Origin of the sequence: Bradyrhizobium sp. WSM2793 (genome assembly GCF_000379585.1) — a bacterium.
GTDB lineage: Bacteria > Pseudomonadota > Alphaproteobacteria > Rhizobiales > Xanthobacteraceae > Bradyrhizobium.
Genome location: NZ_KB902835.1, coordinates 58,871 through 79,021, shown reverse-complemented (window position 1 = coordinate 79,021; position 20,151 = coordinate 58,871). Strand labels below are relative to the sequence as shown.

The 20,151-nt window shown below is 62.0% G+C and carries 14 protein-coding genes; 9 read left to right on the top strand and 5 right to left on the bottom strand.

The features are described from left to right. The first annotated feature begins 55 nt into the window (after nucleotides 1-55). Nucleotides 56-775: a DUF899 family protein gene (locus A3AS_RS0139785; protein WP_018322993.1), complete on the top strand. Its 720-nt coding sequence runs from the start codon at nucleotides 56-58 to the stop codon at nucleotides 773-775. 364 nt (nucleotides 776-1,139) lie between these two features. On the opposite strand, the gene A3AS_RS0139780 is transcribed toward A3AS_RS0139785, so the two are convergent. Further along, on the bottom strand, nucleotides 1,140-1,547 hold the full coding sequence (locus tag A3AS_RS0139780) for an NADH:ubiquinone oxidoreductase subunit NDUFA12 (protein ID WP_018322992.1): 408 nt from the start codon (nucleotides 1,545-1,547) through the stop codon (nucleotides 1,140-1,142). Between the two features lie 243 nt (nucleotides 1,548-1,790). On the opposite strand from A3AS_RS0139780, the gene A3AS_RS0139775 reads away from it, so the two are divergent. From A3AS_RS0139775 to A3AS_RS0139765, 3 genes are all read left to right on the top strand, one after another. Further along, on the top strand, nucleotides 1,791-2,459 hold the full coding sequence (locus A3AS_RS0139775; protein WP_018322991.1) for a BA14K family protein: 669 nt from the start codon (nucleotides 1,791-1,793) through the stop codon (nucleotides 2,457-2,459). A gap of 369 nt (nucleotides 2,460-2,828) precedes the next feature. Next, the gene (locus tag A3AS_RS0139770) at nucleotides 2,829-3,251 is read left to right on the top strand and encodes a response regulator (protein ID WP_018322990.1); all 423 of its coding nucleotides are present in this window, start codon (nucleotides 2,829-2,831) and stop codon (nucleotides 3,249-3,251) included. Continuing rightward, nucleotides 3,248-5,506, top strand: a complete 2,259-nt coding sequence (locus tag A3AS_RS0139765; RefSeq protein ID WP_018322989.1) for a CHASE3 domain-containing protein — start codon at nucleotides 3,248-3,250, stop codon at nucleotides 5,504-5,506. Before A3AS_RS0139770 ends, A3AS_RS0139765 begins: the two co-directional genes overlap by 4 nt. Nucleotides 5,507-5,599: 93 nt before the next feature. Here the strand turns inward: A3AS_RS0139765 and A3AS_RS0139760 are convergent, their stop codons facing one another. After that, nucleotides 5,600-7,177 (bottom strand): sensor histidine kinase, encoded by a 1,578-nt coding sequence (locus tag A3AS_RS0139760; protein WP_018322988.1) that lies wholly within the window; start codon nucleotides 7,175-7,177, stop codon nucleotides 5,600-5,602. A 541-nt stretch (nucleotides 7,178-7,718) separates the two neighbouring features. On the opposite strand from A3AS_RS0139760, the gene A3AS_RS0139755 reads away from it, so the two are divergent. After that, nucleotides 7,719-8,690 carry an ABC transporter substrate-binding protein gene (locus A3AS_RS0139755; protein WP_018322987.1) on the top strand — a complete coding sequence of 324 codons (972 nt, stop codon included), beginning with the start codon at nucleotides 7,719-7,721 and terminating at the stop codon, nucleotides 8,688-8,690. A gap of 8 nt (nucleotides 8,691-8,698) precedes the next feature. Next, nucleotides 8,699-10,498: an adenylate/guanylate cyclase domain-containing protein gene (locus tag A3AS_RS0139750; protein ID WP_018322986.1), complete on the top strand. Its 1,800-nt coding sequence runs from the start codon at nucleotides 8,699-8,701 to the stop codon at nucleotides 10,496-10,498. A 19-nt stretch (nucleotides 10,499-10,517) separates the two neighbouring features. Here A3AS_RS0139750 and A3AS_RS0139745 read toward each other — a convergent pair whose 3' ends face one another. Then, nucleotides 10,518-11,414, bottom strand: coding sequence for a DMT family transporter (locus tag A3AS_RS0139745; protein ID WP_018322985.1), 897 nt, complete (start codon nucleotides 11,412-11,414; stop codon nucleotides 10,518-10,520). Nucleotides 11,415-12,175: 761 nt separating this feature from the next. Between A3AS_RS0139745 and A3AS_RS0139740 the strand changes: the two genes are divergently transcribed. Together A3AS_RS0139740 and A3AS_RS49725 are read left to right on the top strand one after the other, a co-directional pair. Beyond that, nucleotides 12,176-15,949 (top strand): vitamin B12-dependent ribonucleotide reductase, encoded by a 3,774-nt coding sequence (locus A3AS_RS0139740; protein WP_018322984.1) that lies wholly within the window; start codon nucleotides 12,176-12,178, stop codon nucleotides 15,947-15,949. Between the two features lie 302 nt (nucleotides 15,950-16,251). After that, the gene (locus A3AS_RS49725; RefSeq protein WP_157644517.1) at nucleotides 16,252-17,166 is read left to right on the top strand and encodes a restriction endonuclease; all 915 of its coding nucleotides are present in this window, start codon (nucleotides 16,252-16,254) and stop codon (nucleotides 17,164-17,166) included. 57 nt (nucleotides 17,167-17,223) lie between these two features. On the opposite strand, the gene A3AS_RS0139725 is transcribed toward A3AS_RS49725, so the two are convergent. After that, nucleotides 17,224-18,126, bottom strand: coding sequence for a hypothetical protein (locus A3AS_RS0139725; RefSeq protein ID WP_018322981.1), 903 nt, complete (start codon nucleotides 18,124-18,126; stop codon nucleotides 17,224-17,226). A gap of 750 nt (nucleotides 18,127-18,876) precedes the next feature. Here A3AS_RS0139725 and A3AS_RS0139720 point away from each other — a divergent pair. Next, complete coding sequence (locus A3AS_RS0139720) at nucleotides 18,877-19,392, top strand: ParB N-terminal domain-containing protein (RefSeq protein WP_018322980.1); 516 nt, start codon at nucleotides 18,877-18,879, stop codon at nucleotides 19,390-19,392. A gap of 172 nt (nucleotides 19,393-19,564) precedes the next feature. On the opposite strand, the gene A3AS_RS0139715 is transcribed toward A3AS_RS0139720, so the two are convergent. After that, nucleotides 19,565-20,035: an SMI1/KNR4 family protein gene (locus A3AS_RS0139715; protein ID WP_018322979.1), complete on the bottom strand. Its 471-nt coding sequence runs from the start codon at nucleotides 20,033-20,035 to the stop codon at nucleotides 19,565-19,567. Nucleotides 20,036-20,151: the final 116 nt, after the last annotated feature.

Genomic DNA, 20,151 nt, shown 5'->3' with positions numbered 1-20,151 from the left:
GGTTTCGGGTGACGAGTTGAATGCGCACGAAACTCACAGCATCCGGAGCGCAATCATGGAGCATCTCCACTACCCCAACGAAAGCACTGAGTATCGTGCCGCGCGAAATGCATTGCTGGATGAGGAGATTGCCCTCCGGGCTCAGATTGAGGTCGTTTCTGCCAGGCGTCGCGCGCTGCCGCTCGGTGGCGAGGTGCCCCAGGATTACGTCTTCGAACGCATCGGCAAAACGAACATGCCGGAACAGGTCAGGATGTCGGAGCTGTTCGGCCCGCATGACACGCTGATCCTGTACAGCTTCATGTATGGGCCGGAGCGCGAGCTGCCGTGCCCCGGCTGCACCCATTTGCTTGACGGGCTCGACGGCGCCGCAAGGCATGTCGGCGAGCGTGCCGCGCTTCACATCGTTGCAAAATCGCCGATCGCGCGTCTCGCCGCCTGGGCCCACGAACGCGGTTGGGAGCATCTGTCGCTGCTGTCCACCGCTGGCAACTCCTTTGACGCGGATTACTTCGGCGACACATCGAAGTTCTCCAAGGGTATGCGCGCGCAGCACCACGTTCCCGACGGGCAGAATTGGGACGAGACGATCTTCAACGTCTTCAAGAGAGCGAACGGCAAGATCAGGCACTTCTGGGGCTCGGAGATGAGTTTCGCGCCGCCCGCGCCGAAGCAGCATCATCGCGCCGGTGATCTGGTCGATCCGCTCTGGGGCCTGCTCGACATGACACCTGAAGGCCGCGGCGACTTCTTCCCGAAGGTGCGCTACGACTGAGGCGCACAAACCGGCCGACGAAGCGCCTCAAAGAAAAAGGCCGCTCGGTTTCCCAAGCGGCCTTTCCTGTCTTACGGCGGCTGCACATTCACATCGGGCGATTTCGGACCTTCCAGACCGGGGGCCTATCTCCCGATCGAGTCCTTGTCGGCGGCCGCTGCATTTCGGGACAGTCGCGAGCTGTTGCCCGAACCGAACGCGATGGTTTCCCATCTCCGTAAGATGGGATCATTGAGCCACATGGCTTGCGCGGCTGCAACGCCCACGCAGAAGGCATCCCCGCTGTTCCCGTTGTCCACAGCAGGGTGAGGCGGATGCGCGTGCATCCAACCGAACGATCGAGATTCGAGGAAGGACCGAAAGCCTAGCCAGGCGTCCAGGGCTGATAATCGCCGGTCGCCTTCGGACGCCTGCCGCTGGCAAGGGTCGAGCCCGAGGGCCGATAGGCCTTTGCCGTGCCGGTAAGATTCGGCTGGTGCGGCTTTTCCCATTCGCGCGGCTGATAGTTGGCCTCGGTCGGCGGCACATCGACAACGTGATGAATCCAGCCGTGCCAGGACGGCGGGATCCGGCTGGCTTCCGCATAGCCGTTATAGACCACCCAGCGTCGCTCGAAGCCGAGCGTGGGATCGACCGCCCCGCCGCGGGTGCGATAGTAGAGATTGCCCTGCTCGTCCTGGCCGACCAGCTCTCCGTACCGCTTGGTCCAGAGTTGGGTGCCAAAAGTCTGGCCGTTCCACCAGGTGAAGAACTTGAGGAAGAATTGTTTCATGCGGCAAGGGCCCTGCTTCGTCGGGTCCTGATGCCATCCGGGCGGCGAAATGTCCAGTTCGGCGGGGCGGCGGTGCCCTCGGCAAATGCGCCGGCCTCGCCATGAACGCTGCCGCAAATCGGACGCGATCCGTTCATGCGGGGTACAGCCATTGAGAGCGAGGCTCCGTTCACGCGCAAACCGGCGTGATCCCAGGAACTCCAGCCCTTTCATAGGGTTTGCTTCCGGGAAAGGAGTTTTATCATGAAAAGTCTGAAAGTTTTGAGTGCCGCCGCAGCGCTGGCGCTCGTTCTACCCATGACTTCACCGAGCTTTGCACAGGGGCCCGGCGGCGGTGGCCGTGGCGGCGGTGGTGGCGGCCACGTCGGCGGTGGCGGTGGTGGTGCTCACATCGGCGGTGGCGGTGGCGGCGGCGCTCACTTCGGTGGTGGCGGCGGCGCGCGCATGGGTGGCGGCGGCTTCGGTGGCGGAGCACGGGTTGGCGGCGGCCCTGCGCTGCAGGGAGGTGGCGGCAGCTTCGCGGCCGGCCCAGCGGTCCGTCCGGGCGGCGGCACGTCCTTTACCGGCGGCGTCAGCCGTAACTTTGCAGCCGCCAACAGCGGCACCTGGCAAGGCCGCGGCGGCAACTGGAGCGGCGGAGGCTGGCATCATCATCATCATCGTCGCGGCGGCTTCTGGCCGGGCTTCGCGGCCGGTGCGGCGATCGGCGGGCTCGGCTCGTATGCCTATTACGGCGGCGGCTATTACGATGACCCCTACTACTATGGCGACAGCTACTATGATGAGCCGACCGTGGCGGTGGTGCCGGATAGCGGCGGCGACTCTGCCTATTGCGCGCGGCGCTACAAGTCATACGACCCGGCTTCGGGCACCTATCTCGGTTATGACGGCCAGCGGCATCCCTGCCCGTAAGACGGTCTGAACAATCGACGATGCAACAAACCCCATGGGCGGCGCCGGTGATGGCCGGGCGCCGCCCATGTCTGTTCTGCGAGCCGCTGCAGTTTCGCCAGTCGTCTTGCCGATCGCGTTCGGCCTCGCGATCCCCCTCGACTTTGCTTCAACCTTTCATCGAAGCTGCTCCCACTTCGCGTGCCGCGTGCGCTCCCGCGCGAACCATGACGCATAGATGACGCGTGGCCCAAGATAAGGCACGGAACACGCGCCGCAGCCTATGCACCGCACCGTGCATATCTACCCCGATCCAATCCAAAATTGACCCGAGGCACGATTCGCGGATATCACCAATCACAGTGGGGACTTCGATTACTGGGAAGTGTCATGCCGCGTATTCTCGTGGTTGATGACGATCCGATGGTCGGCGCGACCATCGAGGTCCTCCTCCAACGTCAGGGCTTCGACGTCACGCTGGCCGACGGCGGCGAAACAGGACTGGCTGCGCTGGAAGCGCAGGCCTTTGAGGTGATGCTCGTTGATATCTTCATGCCGCATATGCGCGGCTTCGAATCCATCCGCATCTTTCACGAGCGCGCGCCGGCTACTCCGCTGATCGCGATGTCCGGCTATGCCTTCGCCTCATCCGCCTCGCCCTCTCCCGATTTCCTCCGCATGGCGCTGGAGCTCGGGGCGACGCGCTGCCTGCGCAAGCCGTTCACGCCGGAAGCGCTGCTGACCACGATCCGGGAATGCCTCGCCGGTCCGGGCGAGAGCGCACAGCCGAAGGACAAGAAAGAAGCCCCTTGATCCCAACGCAGCGCGTCATTCTCGGTGCTGGACTTGCCATCCTCCTGATCATCACCGCGGCCTCGATCGCCCTCGACGTCAAGTCGCGGTCCGACGCGGCGTGGGTCAACCACACCGTCCAGGTGCAGAAGAAGATCTCCGATCTGCGCGTGCTGCTGCGCCGCGCCGAGAGCGCCGCCCGCGGCTATGAACTCTATCGCAGCCAAACGCTCGCCGACGAGTTTCAGGGCGTGCGGGTCCAGATCGCACCGGCGCTGGCCGAGCTGAAGCGCGGCGTGCGCGACAATCCCGATCAGGTCACGCTGCTGGAGGGCACCGAACCGCTGGCGCTGCGCCGGGTCGAGATCGCCGCCGAAGCGATGCGCCTGCGCGCGGCGAATGACCAGGCCGGCATTGCCGCGCTCAACAGCAAGGCCGAGGGCCGCGGCCTGATGGACACGGTGATGGGCAATCTCGACCATCTGAGCGCGGATGAAGAACGCCTGCTCACCGCGCGCTCCCAGGACTCACGTCGCACCGGCATCGTGCTGCTCGGCATCGACGTCGCCGGCGCCGTGCTGATCCTGCTGCTGGTGGCGCTGGTGATGCGCGAGAGCCAGCGCGCCACGGTGCAGCTGCAGAGCACGCTCGAGCAAACACAAGCCGCCAAGCACGCCCTCGAAGCGGCGGTGGCCGAGCGGACCGAGCATCTGGTGACCGCGCATGACGAGCTGCGCCTGTCGGTCAACGTGCTGCAAAGCACGTTTCACAGCATGGCGGAGGCGGTGCTGGTCATCGACGCCGAGGGCAACGTCCTGCTGTCCAATCCGGCCGCGGAGCGCATGCTGCTGCATCGCGCCGGCATGAACCTGCGCAATCTGCGCGCGCTGTCAGATGTGTTTCACGGCGACGGGGTCACGCCGATGAAGGCCGACGAGCTGCCCTCGGTGCGCGTGCTGCGCGGCGAGAAGTTCGAGGATCTGGAGATGATCGTCCGCCCGCACAGCGGCAATGCTCCCCGCCATCTCATGATCAGCGGCCGGCCGATGCTGGACGGGCAAGGCGACATCACGGGCGCGGTACTGGTCTATCACGACGCCACCATGTCGCGCGAGACCGAGCGGCAGCTGTACCAGTCGCAGAAGCTGGATGCGATCGGCAAGCTGACCGGCGGCGTCGCGCACGACTTCAACAACATGCTGACAGTGATCTCCGGCAACACCGAGACGCTGGTGGCGAGCCTGAAGCAGCAGCCCGAGCTCCAGCGCGCGGCGCGGCTGATCGACGATGCTGCCGAGCGCTGCGCCGAGCTGATCCAGCATCTGCTCGCGTTTGCGCGCAGGCAGCCGCTGCAGCCGCGCAACGTCGAGATCAACGCCGCGATCGCGGACATCGCGAAACTTCTGCGTCCCACCCTCGGCGAGCAGATCCAGATCGAGACCGTGCTTGAACAGGGGCCGATGACCGCGCATATCGATCCGTCCCGGCTCACCAACGCCGTGCTCAACATGGCGATCAACGCGCGCGACGCCATGCCGAACGGTGGCAAGCTGCTGCTGGAGACCCACCGCGTCGTGCTGGATGAGGCCTATGCGCAGGCCCATGCGGACGTGGTGGCCGGCCCCTACGTCATGCTCGCGGTGAGCGACACCGGCACCGGCATGTCGCCCGACATCCAGCAGAAGGCGTTCGAGCCCTTCTTCACCACCAAGGAAGTCGGCAAGGGATCAGGCCTCGGCCTTTCCATGGTCTACGGCTTCGTCAAGCAGTCCGGCGGCCACATCAAGATCTACAGCGAAGAAAACCACGGCACCACGATCAAGCTCTATCTCCCGCCGGGCGAAGGCGCGGCGGACGTCGCAGCCGCCGCCGCGCCGCAGGTCGAAGGCGGCGCCGAGACCATCTTCGTCGTCGAGGACGACAATCTCGTGCGCAACTTCGTCACCGCGCAGCTCGAGAGCCTCGGCTACAAGACGGTTGCCGCGCCCGACGGCAAATCCGCGCTGGAATTGATCGCGGCCGGCCAGCCGTTCGATCTCCTCTTCACCGACGTCGTCATCCCCGGCGGCATGAGCGGACGCGACCTTGCCGACGAGGTGGCCAAGCTGCGGCCGGGTGTGAAGGTGCTCTACACCTCCGGTTACACCGACAACGCCATCGTCCATCACGGCAAGTTAGATGACGGCGTGATGCTGCTGACCAAGCCGTATCGGAGGAACCAACTCGCCGAGATGATCAGGAAGGCGCTGGGCGGCGGGACGATGACGGCGAGCTAGCGCGTGCACTCATAAATCCGCGATGTCCGCCTATCCCCCAAACAACGGCGCAGTAGCGGACATAACAGGAGGTCCGAGAAGGGCCATAAGCAATCATTCCGGCCGCGGGGCGGATGCGGTGCCGTTGCCGCGCGGCAGGGTAATGATAAACTCAGTAAAAGCGCCAGGCTCGGTCTCGACGTCGATCCTGCCGCCGTGTTGTTTGACAATGATGTCATGGGTCATTGAGAGGCCGAGCCCCGTTCCTTCTCCGGCCGGTTTAGTGGTGAAGAAGGGATCGAAAATCTTTTCTCTGACTTCGGGTGAAATGCCGACACCATTGTCGCGAATCCGGATTTCGACTGTCTTGCCAAGGTTCTTGGTGGCAGCGCTAAGGACAGGCTCAAAGGTATCGTCGGCTGCTTCGGCCTTTCGCCTAGTCGCGGCATAGAAACCGTTCGAGATCAGATTAAGCAACGCGCGCGTGATCTCCTGCGGAAACAGCTCGGCCGCACCCGCATTCGCATCGAAGTCGCGCTGCAGCGTGATGCTGAAGCCGGGCTTTTCGGCGCGTGCGCCGTGGTAGGCAAGATTGAGGCTTTCATCCACCAGCGAATTGATGTCGGCGGGCCGCTGCTCACCCGGCCCCTCGCGGGAATGCAGCAGCATGTTCTTGACGATGGAGTCGGCGCGCTTGCCGTGCTGCCCGACCTTTTCCAGATTCTCCTTGAGCAACTTCGTCAGTTCGTTGACTTCCTCGCGGAGCTTGTCGTTCAGAGCAGCGGCTTTCAGCGTATCGTTCAGCTCGTCGATGAGCTCGGCAGAGAGCGCGGAGAAATTGTTGACGAAGTTGAGCGGATTCTTGATCTCGTGGGCGATGCCGGCGGTGAGTTGACCGAGCGACGCCAGCTTCTCGGTCTGCACCAGGCGGTCCTGCGCGGCGCGCAGGTCGTCGAGGGAACGAGTCAAATCGTCAGTGCGCTCGCGCAGCTCGCGGAGCAGCCGCGTGTTCTCGATGGCGATCACCGCTTGTGCCGCAAAATGTTCTAGCAACTCGACCTGCTTGTCGCTGAACTCTTGCACCTCCTTGCGGTAGACGGCAAAGGCGCCGATCAGCTCGCTCTCCTTGAGCATCGGCACAATCAGAACGGTGCGGGCTGCGGCGACCTTGTAGATCAGATCGTCGGGATACTCGATGGCAATATCGGCAATGTGAACCAGCGCCTTGGTCTCGACGAGGCGCCCCAGCGAAGGCGTCCCATCAAACGGCGCGATGAAGTGTGGCGGCGTTTCCTGGTCGGGCGCATACAATTGCGGCACGTTTTGCGCGGCCATTCGCGCCACCCGCCGGAACCTGTCGCCTTCGTATAGGAGCAGCGTCCCAAAACTGGCGCTGCAGATGCGCACGGCATTTTCCAGCATGGCCTCGAACACGGGCCCAAGCTCACCAGGCGAACTGGATATGACTTGCAGCACTTCCGAAGTCGCGGTCTGCTGCTCCAGCGCTTGATCCAGCTCCACAGTCCGACGTTCAAGCTGCGCCTGTAGATCGGCAACCGAAGCTGCCTCGCGACGAGTGACAGATGGGGCTATCCCGCGCTTGGTCTTGGCCGATTTGCGATCTTTTGGCGAACTTCTCCTGCGGGCTCTCGCCTTGGCTGCCTTGTTGCCCGTCTTTACCACGCGCGTCATTTCCGGCCCCTGGGTCGAGCGCGGGCATCTTATCTGTCTTGGCCATCGGAACGGAAGGGCGGTTCGCCCAGTCAGCCGCAGACTAGCCGCTTAACGTCCGGCTTGGGTCACAAGCCGTAGTACTCCGGCCGATCAGAAGATCTCCGCTCGTCCCTCTGGAGCGGACATTGCCTTGATGAGTACTCTAGGGCGTGAACTGCCGAAGGCGCGCTGGGCACTGGCTCCTGATGTGAGTTCCGGTTGTCCTCTTGAGACGCCGTAGCTCGCCTGGATCCGCGTCCGAGGTGTTTAGACACCGTGCTATGCACCAAGTAAGGCCGTTTTGATCTCGATCGGGCCGGTCTCAAGCAAAACTCAAGCGCACCTCAAGGACAAATCGTCTCACCAACCCAATCTCTGAGCATGCTCTCAGCGACAAATGTTGGAGCCGGTGTCGCGACAGTCCGCTTGCGGAGCGCGATACCGAGCGCAGTCATCAGATGCACAGCTAGGATCTTGGTCTGCGGCCGGAATTGACGGCGCAGCTTCGACAGGTGCTCGCATGAAAAGACGAGAGTTCATCTTGTTGATTGGTGGAGGACTGGCCTGGCCTGCGATCGCACGGGCGCAGGGCGGAGCCAAGCTGCATCGGATCTTCTGGGCCTCCACCGAGTCCCAACCAGATCCCTTCCTGGACGGCTTTCGCGAGGGAATGCGCGCGCTGGGATACGTCGAGGGCAAGACCGTCACCTTCGAGACGCATTATGCCCCTGGAAATCCGCAGGCACTGCGCAAGATCGTCTCCGAGTTGCAGCGAGGGGATATCGACCTTGTGGTCTCGAGCGGTCCGGCGACACGCGTCATGACTGCGGTCACCGACATCCCCGTGCTGTTTGCATTGAGCGGTGACCCCGTCGCCTTGGGTGTGGTGAAGAGCCTTGCTCACCCCGGCACCAATTTCACCGGCAGCACATTCCTGTCGCTCGAGCTGGCAGGAAAGCGCGTTGAGCTGCTCAAGGACATTTATCCAAAGCTGCGAAAACTGGCGGTTCTCTCCAACACGGATCATCCGGGAGAGCCATTGGAATGGCGTGCGACTTTGGAGTCGTGCCGGAAGCTCGGCATTGAGGCAGCCTACGTTCCGTTCTGTGGCGCTCGCGAAATCGAGAATGGGTTGATGGCTGCCGGCAAGGTGGACGCGGATGCTCTCCTCGTGTTTCCCGATGTCGTGACGCTGGTGCACCGTGCGAAGATTGCGGAGTTTGCAATCGCGCACCGGCTGCCTTCGATGTTTGGCTGGTCTGAATATTGTGACGCTGGAGGTCTCTTGAGTTACGGCGCAAACCAGCGCACGACCTATTTTCGGCTTGCCACTTATGCCGATCGCATCCTGCGCGGTGAAAATCCGTCAGATCTTCCGGTGATGCGCCCCGAGAAGTTTGAACTGGCAGTCAATCTGAAGACAGCCAGGCTTCTGGGTATCGACCTGGATGTGTCGTCGATCCTGTTTCGCGCCAGCAAGGTGATCTCCTGAGAGTAGTTATGACGGACGGTGCTGCGCAGTCCTCTTCGTGTACGATGCCCCCGCGTCGCTCGCTGTTCTGCAAGTACTTCGCGACGTTGTTTGTCGCTGCGGTCGTGCCTCTGATACTCGGCGCGGCCGTCGAGGCTTCTTTCGGTTACCGAGACCAGCGCCGCCAGATCAGCGCGGTGCTGCAGGCCGATGCCCGCGCGGCGTCCGACAGGATCGAGGCGTTCACCGATGGCATCCGAGATCAGCTGGGTTGGATGGTACAGCTTCCCTGGTCTGTCGGAGACGATGCGCAACACAAGATCGATGCCTTGCGCCTCCTCCAGCAGGTGCCCGCAATCGTTTCGGTTTCGCTGCTGGATGAGACCGGTGCCGAACGGGTCTTTGTTTCCAGGTTGCAGCTGAACAGGACCGGGCGCGGCATTGATATGTCTACGGATCCCGCTGTTCTGGACGCACGCGCCAACAAGGTTTGGTACGGACCGGTTCAGTACCAGCGAGATTCAGAGCCCTACATGAGGATCGCGGTTGCCGGGAGCCTGCCGGCCGCGGGGGTTGCGATCGCCGAGGTCAATCTGAAGCTGATCTGGGATGTCATCGCAGCCATCAGAATTGGCGAGAACGGCTACGCCATTGTTGTCGATGATTCCGGTCATCTGATCGCACATCCCGATATCAGTCTGGTCCTGCGCGGCCGCGCCAGCTCGGGCAGTTTCGGCCGGATCAAGCATCTCGCCGGCGCGGCGAGCGGAGCGGCGGTGATAACCGGGGACCGAGGCAACCCGGTGGTGGCGCTATCCGTTCAGGCCGCCGATGTGGGATGGACGGTGATCGCGATGCAGCCGGTCTCGGAAGCCTTTGCATCAATTCGCGCGGCGTTGTGGCGCTCGTCAATTCTCATTGCCTTTGGTGTTCTCATCGCGCTGGCGCTCGCCTATTGGCGCGCGCACAGAATGTCCGGCCCGATCAAGCAACTGGAAGAGGGCGTGGAGCGGATCAGAACTGGACAATTCGAGCATCGCATCAAAATCTTCAGCGGTGACGAGTTGCAGCAACTGGCGTTGCGCTTCAATGAAATGGCTTCTGAACTGGCGATCTCGCAGCAGAAATCCGCGCGGATCGAACGGCTGAAGCAGTTCCTGCCGTCACAGGTCGCCGAACTGGTCGAGCATTCTCATGAGCTGCTCGAAGGGCAGCGACGCGAAGTGGCTGTCATTTTTGGCGACTTGCGCGGCTTCACCGCGTTCTCCACGCGCAATGAACCCGATGTCATCATGGCCGTCATGCGCGAATACTACGAGGCCGTCGGCGCCGTGACGACTCGTCACGAGGCAACGCTCATCGGCTTTGATGGCGACGGAGTCATGCTCCTGGTCAATGCCCCGGTCGCATGCGAACAGCCGGCAACTCAAGCGGTCCGACTCGCGATCGACCTGCAAATGACGGTGCAGTCCCTTGCCGGCAAATGGTGCGACGCCGGCCACGCGATCGGCTTTGGTGTGGGCGTTGCGATGGGACCAGCAACGGTAGGAACGGTTGGTTATAATGGTCGGCTGGACTACACGGCGATGGGAGCCGTGGTGAATTTGGCGTCGCGGCTCTGCAATCTCGCGAAGGACGCGCAGATCCTGGCTGATCCCACTATCGCTGGAAGGGTAAGGGATAGCGTTCCGTTGGCATCGCTCGGACAGCGGACCATCAAAGGCTACGACCAGGCCCTCGAAGTCTTTGCTGTCTCACCTGCTGACCTGCGGTTGAAATCGCCGGGCTCCGGACAACACCGGCGGGAGAAAGAGCCTCAGGACCACTGATACCCCGGCGTCCGGACGGCTAACGCGTCGCCAGCACCACCGCCGCCAGCGTGAAGACCAGCGCCGCGATCTGACCTGCCCCCAGCGGCTCGCCGAGCGCGATCGCGGAGGCGACGACGCCGATGACGGGCACCGCCATGGTGCCGATCGCGGCAACCGAGGCCGGCAGGCGGGCCAGTGCTGCGAACCAGCTGACATAGGCGATGCAGAACTGCACCACGGTCGAATAGACCAGGAGCCACCAGCCGACCGGCGTCACCTGGGACAGATGCGTGGTCTCGACCAGGAGGCCAATGATCGAGATCGGCAGGCAGCCGATCCCGATCTGCCAGGCCGCGGCCGTGATCGGCGGCAGATGGATCGGGTACTTCTTCGAGAACACCGTGCCGACGGCAAAGCCCAGCGCGCCGCACAGCGCCATGATGATGCCGGGCAGCTTCTCGACGCTGGCGGCGATGCCGTTGCCGCCCATGATCGAGGCGAGGCCGACGAAGGCCATCACCAGCCCCAGCGTGCGCGGCACGGTCGGCCGCTCGCCGAGCACCGGCCAGGCGATGATCGAGGCCCAGACCGGCATCGTATAGGCGATCAGCGCCGCCTCGCTCGCCGGCAGCCAGAGCAACGCCAGGCCCATCAGCACCATCCAGCCGGTGACGTTGAGCACGGCGGCGGTGAGGAGGCGCGGCCAGATCGCGGGGTCCACCTTGAGGCTCTGCCGGCGGAGGACCGCCAGCGCCGCCAGCAGCACCGCCCCCAGCACGCCGGTCACCCCGCGCAGCGTCAGCGGCGGCAGCTCGGAGAGCAGGAATTTCGTCACCGGCCAATTGAAGCCCCAGCCGATCGAGGTGATGGCAAGGAACATCAGGCCGGCCGGGGCGATGCGCGGCCGCGCATCCCGGCGGGTCGAATCAAGCATGTGGGTGGTCCGGCAAAATCGACCCTCAGCTTGGCCCGGATTCGCCCCTCTCGCCACCACCTCGGCGGGCATGCCTGCCCTCACCTTCCGTAGGGCTACGTGAGTCCCGCTGACGCAATCCCATTGCTCAAAAATATACCTGCCCTGTGAACAGCGGGATGAAGCATCCGCAGCACCACGGGATGCAAATTTTTTCGGTTGGGAATCTCTGAGGACTCACTGATACTTGCCTCCACAACAGGCGCGGGCTTGCCCCCTGTTATCCCCCGCAATCCACCATATTTAGTATTTGATTCAGGAACTCGCACTAGTTCTTGACGGGCGCAACGGAGAGTCCTAGCTTTCGGTCCGTTCGGCGCGAGTGAGTTTGCGTCCCGCCGGCACTCCCCCAAAGGGTCTCGCAAATCTCAACTCCGCCAAGCCAGCCAAAGGCAGCGGATGAGGGCTTGTCTGCCCGCGAAAGGCGGACTTTTCGGGCGCCAGAACGGGCCGGCAAAAGGCTCGAATGGCATCGGTAGAAGTAACGTTGTGGGGCGTTGAACGCATGTCGGGCCCATCCCCTTGGGGGCGGATGGGTCTGGACATGCCGGCGGATGATCGGTGCGCGCATCGAGCCATCGCGTCGGGAGAACAAGAGCCGGATCCACCGGCTGAACTGCGGTGCCAAAGGCCGAATGGCTGACAGCGCCGCGAAACGAAATGTCGACCGGCACGCCTGAACGGAGGCGGGACCGGTCAAAACTTAAGGACGGGGCAAGACGATGCGGATTGAGCGGCGCCACACCACGGCAGGACAGTCACCTTACGCGGGAATCGATTTCCGCCAGACCACGTCGGAGATCAGGAATCCCGACGGCTCGGTCGTGTTTAAACTTGATGGCGTCGAGGTCCCGACCGAGTGGTCGCAGGTCGCCTCCGACGTGCTCGCCCAGAAGTATTTCCGCAAAGCCGGCGTCGCCGCGCGCCTCAAGAAGGTCGAGGAGGAATCCGTCCCCTCCTTCCTGTGGCGCTCCGTGCCCGATACTGACGCACTCGCCGCGCTCCCCGAGAAGGAGCGCTATGTCAGCGAGCTCAGCGCAAAGCAGGTGTTCGACCGCCTCGCCGGCTGCTGGACCTATTGGGGCTGGAAGGGCAAGTATTTCTCGACCGACGAGGACGCCCAGGCCTTCTACGACGAGCTCCGCTACATGCTTGCCATGCAGATGGTCGCGCCGAACTCGCCGCAATGGTTCAACACCGGCCTGCATTGGGCCTATGGCATCGACGGCCCCGGCCAGGGCCACTATTACGTCGACCCCTTCACCGGCAAGCTGACCCGCTCGAAATCCTCCTACGAGCATCCGCAGCCGCACGCCTGCTTCATCCAGGGCGTCGGTGACGACCTCGTCAACGAGGGCGGCATCATGGACCTCTGGGTCCGCGAAGCGCGCCTGTTCAAATACGGCTCCGGCACCGGCTCCAACTTCTCGCGCCTGCGCGGCGAAGGCGAAAAGCTCTCCGGCGGCGGCCGCTCATCCGGCCTGATGAGCTTCCTCAAGATCGGCGACCGCGCCGCCGGCGCGATCAAGTCGGGCGGCACCACCCGCCGCGCCGCCAAGATGGTCGTGGTCGACGTCGATCACCCCGACATCGAGACCTATATCGACTGGAAGGTGAAGGAGGAGCAGAAGGTCGCCGCCCTCGTCACGGGCTCGAAGATCAACCAGAAGCACCTCAAGCTGGTGCTCAAGGCCTGCGTCAACTGCGAAGGCTCGGGCGACGACTGCTTCGATCCCGAGAAGAACCCTGCCCTCCGCCGGGAGATCAAGCTGGCGCGCCGCAGCCTCGTGCCTGACAATTACATCAAGCGCGTCATCCAGTTTGCGAAGCAAGGCTACAAGGATATCCAGTTCGACACCTACGACACCGACTGGGACAGCGAAGCCTACCTCACCGTCTCCGGCCAGAACTCCAACAATTCGGTTTCGCTGAAGGACGATTTCCTGCGCGCCGTCGAGACCGATGGCGACTGGAATCTCAACGCCCGCACCTCCAAGAAGGTGACGAAGACGCTGAAGGCGCGCGACCTCTGGGAAAAGATTGGCTACGCCGCCTGGGCCTCGGCCGATCCGGGCCTGCACTTCAACACCACCATGAACGACTGGCACACCTGCAAGGCGTCGGGCGACATCCGCGCCTCCAATCCGTGCTCGGAATACATGTTCCTGGACGACACGGCGTGCAACCTGGCCTCGGCGAACCTGCTGACGTTCTACAACACCGAGACCAAGCAGTTCGACGTCAGGGGTTACGAGCACCTCTGCCAGCTCTGGACCATCGTGCTCGAAATCTCGGTGATGATGGCGCAGTTCCCGTCGAAGGCGATCGCCGAGCTCTCCTATGAGTTCCGCACGCTCGGCCTCGGCTACGCCAATATCGGCGGCCTCCTGATGACCATGGGCCTGTCCTATGACAGCAAGGAAGGCCGCGCGCTCTGCGGTGCCCTCACCGCTGTGATGACCGGCATCACCTACAAGACCTCCGCGGAGATGGCGGCCGAGCTCGGCACCTTCCCCGGCTACAAGAAGAACGCCGCGCACATGCTGCGCGTCATCCGCAACCACCGCCGCGCCGCGCACGGTGAGTCCTCCGGTTACGAGGCGCTCAGCGTCAACCCGGTGCCGCTCGACCACGCCTCCTGCCCGCAACAAGACCTCGTCACCCATGCCAAGGCGGCCTGGGATGCGGCGCTTCAGCTCGGCGAGCAGCACGGCTATCGCAATGCCCAGACCACGGTGATCGCGCCGACCGGCACGATCGGCCTCGTGATGGATTGCGACACCACCGGCATCGAGCCCGACTTCGCGCTGGTGAAGTTCAAGAAGCTCGCCGGCGGCGGCTACTTCAAGATCATCAACCGCGCGGTCCCCGCGGCGCTGCGCGCGCTCGGCTATCGCGAAGCTGATATCGCGGAGATCGAGGCCTACGCCGTCGGCCACGGCTCGCTCTCCAACGCGCCCGGCATCAACGCCTCGACCCTCAAGGCAAAGGGCTTCACCGATGAAGCCATCGCCAAGGTCGAAAAGGCGCTGCCGACCGCCTTCGACATCAAGTTCGCCTTCAACAAGTGGACCTTTGGCGAAGACTTCATCCGCGACCAGCTCGGCATCGGCGCCGAGGCGATCGCCGCCCCCGGCTTCGACCTGCTCCAGGCCGTCGGCTTCACCAAGCGCGAGATCGAGGCGGCCAACGTCCACATCTGCGGCGCCATGACGGTGGAAGGTGCCCCGCACCTCAAGGCCGAGCACTATGCGGTGTTCGACTGCGCCAACCCCTGCGGCAAGATCGGCAAGCGCTATCTGTCGGTCGAGAGCCACATCCGCATGATGGCGGCGGCGCAGCCCTTCATCTCGGGTGCGATCTCCAAGACCATCAACATGCCGAACGACGCCACGGTGGAGGACTGCAAGTCCGCCTACATGCTGTCGTGGAAGCTGGCGCTGAAAGCCAACGCGCTCTATCGCGACGGCTCGAAACTCTCCCAGCCGCTCAACTCGCAGCTCATCAGCGACGACGAGGACGAGGACGATGCGGTCGAGAGCCTCTACGAGAAGCCGATGGCCGCACGCGCGACCCAGGTCTCGGAGAAGATCGTCGAAAAGCTGGTCGAGCGCATCATCGTGATGCGCGAGCGCGAGAAGATGCCGGATCGCCGCAAGGGCTACACCCAGAAGGCGGTCGTCGGCGGCCACAAGGTGTACTTGCGCACCGGCGAATATGACGACGGCCGTCTCGGCGAGATCTTCATCGACATGCACAAGGAAGGCGCCGCGCTGCGCTCCTTCATCAACAACTTCGCCATCGCAGTGTCGCTCGGCCTGCAATACGGCGTGCCGCTGGACGAATATGTCGACGCCTTCACCTTCACCCGCTTCGAGCCGGCGGGCCCCGTGCAGGGCAACGACAGCATCAAGTACGCGACCTCGATCCTCGACTACGTCTTCCGCGAGCTGGCGGTGAGCTACATGTCGCGCTTCGACCTCGCCCATGTCGATCCCAACGAGACCGGCTTCGACGCGCTCGGCAAGGGCGTCGAGGAAGGCAAGGAGCCGGACGAGGACGGCGGCCACCACGCCACCCGCCTGGTCTCGCGCGGCCTCACCCGCTCGCGGACCGACAACCTCGTCGTGATGCGCGGCGGCAGCGCCGCGATCGCGCCAGGCAATGACGGCGCCCCCACCGGCGGCAGCAAGGTCACCGCGCTCGCCGCGCACGGCACCAGCGCCCGCGTCGGCGACGCCCTCGAAGGCGCCGTCGCCCTGAAGCAGGAAGCCGCCCACGACCTCTCCCCCACGGAGAAGCTCGAGGCGCTGCAATGGAGCAAGGCCGGCAGCACCGCCCAGACCCTCGTCCCCACCAAGGCCGAGCGCCGCGCGGAGGCCAAGGCCAAGGGCTACGAAGGCGAGATGTGCTCGGAGTGCGGCAACTTCACGCTGGTGCGGAATGGGACGTGCATGAAGTGTGATACTTGCGGCAGCACGACGGGATGTTCGTGAGGGGGCAGCGCGGCGGCGTCTCGACGATCGTTAGACCCAGACATCTACGAAGGGCGGCCGAGAGGCCGCCCTTCTTTGTTGTAGTGTGCGCTAGTTGGTTGTTGGCAATGCCCAACGACCTTCGACTCTCAAACACCTCGGCGAGTGCTCAACCCAATCCTTGAACCCAGAGGCGGAACATCATATTTAACAGCGAATCAGGCTGGCTCAGCTATTTCAAATTGCACGCCGCGCCTGACGTTGTTCTAACGCTCTTATTTTGGCCTTCGGAGGGACTATGTCTCTTTCCCTTAGACAAGCAGGTGTTGAACAGCCTCTCCGGAGTTTTCTATGACTTCTTGCCGGCCAGCTTCAATAACAACACCTCGTTTCCGATAGCGGCGAACCGCGCAGGTGTATCTGAGTGTTGGGAGCTGAACGGCAGCAAGGGGCCTGCGGTTACGCAGCTATTGACGAAGGTACTGGAACATCGCCGATCACGCTTTTGCCCGCTTGTGATCCAGATCGTCGAGCTGGGTGCCGCTTACCGAACTCGAAAAGGCAATCCAATCACGCGACAGGAGATAGATCGCGTGAACGAGTGCCTTCGACAATTGGATTTCGCAATACCCGAACTACGTGACGCTCGCTTCCTTTCGAGTTTTCCTTCCTCCGCTCCGCAGAATGAGAAAGGAGGCGTAGCACCAACCGCCGCACGGACGTCTCCACCCAAACCGGACGACAAAATCACCGCGGATCTCCGTAGTCAGTTACTGGCCTTGAGCACCTTTGATCCGCAAAGGCGCGGTTACGAATTTGAGAGTTTTTTGAGTACCCTCTTTAAGGCTCACAATTTGTCCCCGAGAGACGCATTTAGGAACCGCGGGGAACAAATTGATGGATCATTCGTTCACCGTCATGAAACATTTCTGCTCGAAGCAAAATGGCAAACTAAGGAGATTGCGGTTCAATCACTTTGGGCGTTTGCAAGCAAAGTGGAGACGAAGTCCACTTGGGCAAAGGGCCTCTTTGTTAGTGAAAGTGGATTTAGCGAAGACGGCCTTCATGCATTTCGGCAGGGCAAGCCAACGCCCCTAGTCTGCATGGATGGTTACGATATCTTCCTGCTATTGGAACACGGGCTTTGGCTCGAGGAGGTACTTGACCGCAAGAAACGACGCGCGGCAGAAACTGGCGAAGCCTTCGTTCAAGTCAGAACCCTGTATCCCAATCTTTAGCGCTTCGAGTTTTCACTTATCGCACCATCGTAAACAGCAAGCTCCGATACAGCAAAGTCAGATCGACAGATCGTCCAACATCCGAAGGCTCTTGAATCGCTCCATATCTTCGTCTGTCACTTCACGCAGCGTTCGTTGCGCCAAAGCCAAATAGATTTCTTTCATCCGATCGTGAGCGCTGTCGCTGAACTGCTTGGGATCTCGGCGAAGCAAATTCATATATGTCAGCATATTCTTCATAAATAGAACTGGATTAAACAGATCGTTTAGCTCTTCCCACGAGGTTATCTGATCCTTCCTATTGAAACGATCTTGAACTCGACTATCGCAATCCCCTTTGCAGGCCACGAACACATTTCTATATCTCGGGGCTTCCTTGATATTGCACTCCCAAACGATGTTTGCTCGAGCGGGCCCAAGCACACTTCGCGCAAGGATATCAGCGCCGCAGACATCACACAGCAGATCGATCTTAGTTCCTAAGATTTGCTGGATTGGGCGCAGGCGGCCGTAGCTAACCGGAAAATAGCGCAGCGCTAGCTTTGACATGCCCGCGGCGGCGAAATGCCCCTCAATCTTCTTCGCGTCAAATATCTCATAAGCTTCGATATCGCCGCGATCCAGATACTCCTGCAAGCGATTGATCAGTGAGGTGCTAGGCATTGTCGAGTAGATGCCGAGAAAGCCCTTGGCCGAGTGATGCTTTAGGCGATCAGTGATATTTGTCTCCTGCTCTGGTCCGACCGCCTTTTCGCTCCCTGCAAAGTGCTTACAGCTGACGAGCCAGCTAAACTTCTTTGATTGAACCCTCCCCTTCAGCTGCTCCGAGACCAACAGATCTCGCCCCGCATCCGGACCGCGTCCGGGTCCAATTTCAATGACGAAACCTAGTTCGGACAAGAAGTCTCTCGTAAACAGTTCCCACTGGTCTCCGTCCGGAATTTCTTTCCAGTTGATCATCTAAGCATCTCACAGAGGAAGATTCGCTTTCACCAAGCATCATATTCACTGGGAGTTCAAACAATTCTGACCGGCGCTACTGCAATAAGCCCATGATCGCTCACATCAGAAACACAAAAAAACGCCCGGCGGTTTCCCTCCGGGTCGTTTCCCTTCCATCAGGAATTAAGGAGCAGGGCAACTGCAAGCGCAAGCTGACCTAAGTCCACGGTAATTATCCACTTCGTTGGTGGAGTATTCCTTCTTTGTGTTGTCGCCCCGTCGGGCGATTGATCTTTGGCTGCTAGCGAGCCGGCTCTTGCAGTTGCCAACCTGCACTCCGAGCCCACTTGCCAGTTGAGCTCTCGGCGATGCCTGATCACGGGGGCGGACCGGAGCGGCCTATTTCCGCTCTCCCAGGATTAACGCCACTGCGGGCGGGACTTTTACGTCTGTTCCTACTCGACGACTCCAATGGGAGTGACGAGGAGATAGCACGGCGAAGTTGAACGCGCTACGGGACAACTAGGTATGGAATATTGACTCAATAGAGCTTAACACTTCACGCCGTTCGGTATCACCGATGGCGAAGCTCGCAGCAACAGTCTACGCGAGCGATTGCTTTCGACCTTCCGTCGGACACGCAGTAGTCCAACGATGCTCATCAATACTCTGCCGCCGAAATTGCCCTTGCGATCGCCCCCTTCCCTCCTAAACTCCCGCCACCACCGGCATGGGTTCCGACCGCCCCGGTAGAAGCGGAGTCAGATTATGCCCAAACCGGAAAGCTTCCCGATCGAGAAGATCTTCGTTCCCACGAAGCAGAAGAAGACTCTCAAGCCCGAGACCGTCGCGGAGGTCGCGGAAAGTATGCTGGAGATCGGACAACAGGCCCCCATTTCCGTTCGGCTCGACGGAGACCGCCTCGTTCTGGTCGAGGGACTGCATCGGTTAGAGGCCTGCAAGGCGCTCGGCGAGACGACCATTATCGGTGTCCTTGTTACGGCCGAGCTTGCTCAGCACAAGCCGCAGCTCGCCGAGCGACCCGAAGTCGAGGCGGAGCGCATCAAGATGGCGCGATTGAAACAGTTGCGCCTGGAGAAGGAAGCCGCGGAGGCATCGACTTCTGCCTTGAGGGGCGCTGGCGCAACGGACGCGCCGCGCACCCGTCTGGCGAAGGGCGTCCGCGACAATCCGAAGGCATCACCGGGCCGGACTGCGAAGGCGGCACCGAAATCATTGTCGGCCTGGATCACGCAGCAGAAGGGCAGCGGCGGCCGCTATTGATGGCCGGCAATTAGCACATGGAGCGCGTAGCCCGGATGGAGCGCAGCGAAATCCGGGGCGGTATACCCTGCGGCAACATCCCGGATTGCGCTGCGCTCCATCCGGGCTACCAAATTACAGTGACAGTGCACTCAACTCTTTTGGCCTGATCTTTGGGGACTAAACTCCGAACTCACGCCTCCCCCAACCCGAGAATAAAGCTCTCAAGATCAGGCGCCAGTTCGTTCGTATTCGCGAAATCGGCGAACTCTTCGCCACCCTCCGGCGGCTCACGCTCGTGCTCCCAGTAGAACACGTGGCCATAGCTGTCCGGCTCGAGGCTCAGCAGGAACAGGTCGCCGCCGGGATCGGGCGCGAAGGGGCAGCTCAGGCGGGGGATTCTACTCATGCTCCGATACATGTCGTAATTGTCGATGACGCCGTAGCTGTCGGTCGGATGAGTCGTGAACAGCAGATCCAGGACGGTGCGGTCGTTGCGCCAGGGCAGCTCGACGCCGCAGGGCTCGAAGCCGCCGCCGTCGGATTGCGCCAGCAGCGCCTTGTAGGGCGCGGGCAGCGGCGCGCCGATATGTTGTTCCAGCGCGCGGATGGCGTCGGCGGACGCCGGTGGGCGTCGGTTGTCCATGAGATCGAGATAGTTCATGTGCCTAGGCGTCCTGTCCTGGTCATGAAGTCGCCGCCACTGTGGCCGAGCGCTCTATCTATGCTACGTGATCCCAGCTGCATGGTCTTCATGTCTTGATGGTGGCGCCATGCATC

Excerpts from the sequence above, each read along its gene's own strand:
- A3AS_RS0139785 (WP_018322993.1), top strand. The coding sequence starts at position 56 with ATGGAGCATCTCCACTACCCCAACGAAAGCACTGAGTATCGTGCCGCG.
- A3AS_RS0139750 (WP_018322986.1), top strand. The coding sequence starts at position 8,699 with ATGACGGACGGTGCTGCGCAGTCCTCTTCGTGTACGATGCCCCCGCGT.
- A3AS_RS0139755 (WP_018322987.1), top strand. The coding sequence starts at position 7,719 with ATGAAAAGACGAGAGTTCATCTTGTTGATTGGTGGAGGACTGGCCTGG.
- A3AS_RS0139715 (WP_018322979.1), bottom strand. The coding sequence starts at position 20,035 with ATGAACTATCTCGATCTCATGGACAACCGACGCCCACCGGCGTCCGCC.
- A3AS_RS0139725 (WP_018322981.1), bottom strand. The coding sequence starts at position 18,126 with ATGATCAACTGGAAAGAAATTCCGGACGGAGACCAGTGGGAACTGTTT.
- A3AS_RS0139770 (WP_018322990.1), top strand. The coding sequence starts at position 2,829 with ATGCCGCGTATTCTCGTGGTTGATGACGATCCGATGGTCGGCGCGACC.
- A3AS_RS0139760 (WP_018322988.1), bottom strand. The coding sequence starts at position 7,177 with ATGACGCGCGTGGTAAAGACGGGCAACAAGGCAGCCAAGGCGAGAGCC.
- A3AS_RS0139775 (WP_018322991.1), top strand. The coding sequence starts at position 1,791 with ATGAAAAGTCTGAAAGTTTTGAGTGCCGCCGCAGCGCTGGCGCTCGTT.
- A3AS_RS0139745 (WP_018322985.1), bottom strand. The coding sequence starts at position 11,414 with ATGCTTGATTCGACCCGCCGGGATGCGCGGCCGCGCATCGCCCCGGCC.
- A3AS_RS0139720 (WP_018322980.1), top strand. The coding sequence starts at position 18,877 with ATGCCCAAACCGGAAAGCTTCCCGATCGAGAAGATCTTCGTTCCCACG.
- A3AS_RS0139740 (WP_018322984.1), top strand. The coding sequence starts at position 12,176 with ATGCGGATTGAGCGGCGCCACACCACGGCAGGACAGTCACCTTACGCG.
- A3AS_RS0139780 (WP_018322992.1), bottom strand. The coding sequence starts at position 1,547 with ATGAAACAATTCTTCCTCAAGTTCTTCACCTGGTGGAACGGCCAGACT.